This window comes from Methylobacterium sp. CCH5-D2 (genome assembly GCF_001556475.1).
Lineage (GTDB): Bacteria > Pseudomonadota > Alphaproteobacteria > Rhizobiales > Beijerinckiaceae > Methylobacterium > Methylobacterium hispanicum.
In genome coordinates this window covers 1-4,078 of sequence record NZ_LSIX01000406.1, presented here as the reverse complement: position 1 = coordinate 4,078, position 4,078 = coordinate 1, and the positions used below count along the sequence as shown (strand labels likewise).

Below are 4,078 nucleotides of genomic sequence, written 5' to 3'. Positions count from 1 at the left end.
CCGCCGCGACCTTCACGCCCGTGCGGTAGCCGGGGTCGAGCCCGAGGGTGGGCCGGGCGCCCGCCGGGGCGGCGAGCAGCAGATCGCGCAGGTTGCGGGCGAAGACCGTGACGGCGCCCTCCTCGGCGACCGCCCAGAGGCGGGCGCGCAGATCCGTGTCGGTGGCGGGTTTCAGGCGCTTGCGCCAGCACTGTCGCACGGTGTCGAGGAGGAAGCGGTCGCCCGGCCGGCCCCGGTCCGCGACGCCGAGCGCCTGCGCGATGCGGGCCTCCTGCCAGCCAAGGGCGCCGGGCCGAGGCTCCTCGGCGTCGGCGATGTCGAGGTCCAGCACCTCCTCCTTCTCGCCCCGGAACAGGGCGAGGATACGGTGCGAGGGGAGCTTGGTCAGGGGCTCGGAAAAGTCGAAATAGTCGGCAAACTTCTCGCCGGCCTCGCGCTTGCCCTTGCGCACGGCCGCGGTCATGCGGCCCCTCTGCCAGCCGGACTCGCGCAGCGCTCCAACGAGTTCGGCTCTCTCGCAAGCGCGCTCGATCAGGATCGCACGCGCGCCCTCCAGCGCAGCCTCGGGGTCCAGAACTTCCTCGTTGCCGGCAAACTTTTTGGCCTGCGCGGCCGGGTCCAGGTCCGGCCGGGCGAGCAGGGCCTCGGCCAGGGGCTCCAGCCCGGCCTCGCGGGCGGCAAGCGCCTTGTTGCGGCGCTTGGGCCGGAACGGCAGGTAGAGGTCCTCGAGCCGGGCCTTGGTGTCGGCCCGGGCGATCCGGGCGGCCAGCTCCGCGTCGAGCTTGCCCTGCTGGCGGATGCTGTCGAGGATCGCGGCCCGGCGCCCTTCGAGGTCGCGCAGGTAGGCGAGGCGCTCCTCGAGCGTGCGCAGTTGCGCGTCGTCGAGCGCGCCCGTCGCCTCCTTGCGGTAGCGGGCGATGAACGGCACCGTGGCCCCGCCGTCGAGGAGATCGACCGCCGCCCTCACCTGGGCCTCGGCCACGCCGAGTTCCGCCGCGATGCGCCCGTTGATGCCGCTCATGGTCCCTCCCTGGATTCCGGGCGGGTGTGGCGCCGGCCTCGGGGAGGCGTCAACCCGGCCTCAGTTGAGGCGCAGGATCGCGGCGTTGAGCAGGCTCGCGAAGGCAACCCAGCCGGCATAGGGAACGAGGAGCCACGCCGCGACCCGGTCGAAGCGCCAGCTCAGCCGGATGGTCCAGAGCACCATCACGAGGAGGGCCACCACGACAACGAGGGCAACCCCGATCGCGTGCGCGCTGAAGAAGACCGGCGTCCAGGCGGCGTTCAGCGCGAGCTGGACCGCGAAGGCCAGGACGGCGAGCCACCAGCCCTGCCGCGCGGGCCCGGTGCGCGGCCTCGCGCCGAGGAGCCGCCAGGCCGAGACGGCGATCATCGTGTAGAGGATGGTCCAGGCGACGGGGAAGACCCAGTTCGGCGGGTTGAAGCCCGGCTTGTTCAGGCCGGCGTACCAGCCGGGGATCTCCGCCTGCGTCGAGGCGGAACCGAGCGCGGCGGTGGCGGCGACCGGCAGGATCGCGGCGGCGAGCCGCAGCCAGGGGCGCAGGGCCGGCTCTTCGGGCAGGTGGAGGGCGGTGGTCATGGTGGTGCCGCTCGCGAAAAGGCGTCTCGAAGGCCGTCCGGAAGACCGTCCGCCGACGGTCGCCCGCCTTGCGGTTCCGACCCGGATCGTGTCAGGCGCCGTCCCTGCCACCACCTAGCGCGCCGACCGGCGCTCGGGCAGGGGCCAGGAGCGACGGGAGACCGCCATGTCACGGACCAACGCGCCGGCCGGCCCCGAGGATGCGGGCGAGCCGATCGCGGCCTTCTCCCGCCGCAGCCGCGCCGCGCAGGCTCTGGGGCGGATCGATCCGGTCACTCGGGGCGTGGTGCCCCCGCTCCACGTCGCCACCACCTTCATCCGCGATCCCGACAACGCCTACTCGTCGGGCTTCTCCTACGCCCGGCCGGACAACGCCACGGTGCGGGAGGCCGAGGCCGTGCTGGCGATGCTGGAGGAGGCAGGCGCCGGCGCGCTGCTGTTCGGCTCCGGCATGGCGGCGGCGACCGCCGTCTTCGGCGCGCTGGAGCCCGGCGACCACGTGGTGGCGCCGAACGTGATGTACTGGGCCCTGAAGCGCTGGCTGCGCGAGGAGGGGCCGCGCCGCGGCCTCGCGGTCGATTTCACGGACGCCGAGGATCCCGGGCGCCTGCGCGCCGCCGTGCAGCCGGGGCGCACGAAGCTCGTCTGGATCGAGACGCCCGGCAACCCGCTCTGGACCGTCACCGACATCGCGGGGGCGGCCGAGATCGCGCACGCGGCGGGCGCCCGGCTCGCGGTCGATTCCACCGCCGCCTCGCCGGTCCACACCCGGCCGCTCGCGCTCGGCGCCGACATCGTGATGCACTCCGGCACCAAGATCCTGAACGGGCACTCGGACGTGGTGGCCGGCGTGCTCGCCGCGCGCGAGGCCGACGCCTTCTGGGCGCGGGTCGGCGCGATCCGGGCGAGCGGGGGCGCGATCCTCGGACCGTTCGAGGCCTACCTGCTGATGCGCTCGCTGCGCACCCTGCACCTGCGCGCGGAGCGGCAGGCCGCGGGTGCGCTGGCGCTCGCGACCCGGCTCGGCGCCCACCCGCACGTCGCCCGCGTGCTCTATCCGGGCCTGCCCGACGATCCCGGCCACGCGGTCGCCGCCCGGCAGATGGAGGGCGGGTTCGGCTACATGCTGTCGATCCGGGTGCGGGGCGGGGAGGGGGCGGCGATCGCGACCGCCGCCCGGGTCGCGCTGTGGAAGCGGGCGACCTCGCTCGGCGGCGTCGAGAGCCTGATCGAGCACCGCGCCTCGGTCGAGGGGCCGGGCACGCCCTGCCCGCCCGACCTCCTGCGCCTCTCCACCGGCATCGAGGATCCGGACGACCTCTTCGCCGATCTCGACGCGGCGCTGCGGGCGGCCCACGGCTGAACAGAAGTGGGTGACGAGGTCTCGAACATCACCACCCTTTTCCCGGACGCCCGGAGCGATAGCGGAGGGTGATCCGGGACCCGGCACGGGAAGGCGCGAAGCGTCCGCCTGCGACACCGGTGTCGGAGATCGAGCCGCTTCGCGGCGCTTCTTTTCTGGATCCCGGATCACCGTCCACTTCGTTCCAGGCGTCGGGGAAAAGGTGAGTGGTTCATCCGCGTGGATCGGCGAAGTCCTATGGACCCGGCTCCTCAGCGCCGCTCCACCCGCCGCCGCCCCTCCGAGCGCCCGTGCGCCTCGGTGGCGAAGAGCGTCGCGCCGGCCACCGCGCCGAGCGCGGCGGCGAGGCCGAGCTTGAGCCAGCGCGGGCTCGCGGCCACGACCGTGTCGCGCGAGCGCGCGTCGAAGCGGCCGTGCGCGCCGGGATCGGTGTCGACCGGCTCGTAGAGGTTGTCGGGGCGGTCCCTGTCGGCACGCATGTCGGTCATCTCCCCGTGATAGCCGTTCCGGGCGAGGTAGTGGTCGATCCAGCCCGGGATCAGCATATTGCCGAGGATCGCCTTCCAGGCCGAGGCGCCGATCCAGAGCTCGCGCGGCGCCTCGTGCGCCGCCCGGTAGACGTGCCGGGCGATCGCCTCGGGCTGGTAGATCGGCGGCACCGGTTCGAGCTTGCGCGGCAGGCGGGAGCGCGCCCAGTCGAATTGCGGCGTGTTGACCGCGGGCAACTGCACCATGGTGAGCCGAACCCGGCTGCCGTCGTGCAGCAACTCGCTGCGCAGCGAGTCCACGAAGCCGCGCACGGCAGCCTTGGCGGCGCAGTAGCTCGCCTGGAGCGGGATCGAGCGGTAGGCGAGCGCCGAACCGATCTGCACGATGGTGCCCCGGTCGCGCGGCACCATGTGCTTCAAGGCGGCCAGCGTGCCGTGCACCTGCCCCAGATAGGTCACCGCCGTGACGTGCCGGAACTCCTCGGGCGGGGTCTCGCGCACGGGCGCGTAGACCGTCACCATCGCGTTGTTCACCCAGACGTCGATGCCGCCGAAGAACGCGGCGATCTCGTCGGCCGCCCGCTCGACCTGATCCGCCTCGGCGACGTCGACCGCGAAGGCGAGCGG

At 73.6% G+C, this 4,078-nt stretch carries 4 protein-coding genes; 1 reads left to right on the top strand and 3 read right to left on the bottom strand.

Annotated elements, in window-relative coordinates:
• On the bottom strand, nt 1–1,021 hold a 1,021-nt coding region (locus AX737_RS10500), incomplete at its 3' end, for a Tex-like N-terminal domain-containing protein (protein ID WP_280949066.1).
• Nucleotides 1,022–1,081: 60 nt separating this feature from the next.
• Nucleotides 1,082–1,600, bottom strand: a complete 519-nt coding sequence (locus AX737_RS10495; protein ID WP_066921135.1) for a TspO/MBR family protein — start codon at nt 1,598–1,600, stop codon at nt 1,082–1,084.
• A gap of 166 nt (nt 1,601–1,766) precedes the next feature.
• Here AX737_RS10495 and AX737_RS10490 point away from each other — a divergent pair, with 166 nt between their 5' ends.
• Nucleotides 1,767–2,963 (top strand): aminotransferase class V-fold PLP-dependent enzyme, encoded by a 1,197-nt coding sequence (locus AX737_RS10490; protein ID WP_066921133.1) that lies wholly within the window; start codon nt 1,767–1,769, stop codon nt 2,961–2,963.
• A 251-nt stretch (nt 2,964–3,214) separates the two neighbouring features.
• Here AX737_RS10490 and AX737_RS10485 read toward each other — a convergent pair.
• Nucleotides 3,215–4,078, bottom strand: an 864-nt coding sequence (locus tag AX737_RS10485; RefSeq protein ID WP_066921131.1) for an SDR family oxidoreductase, incomplete at its 5' end; no start/stop codon positions are given.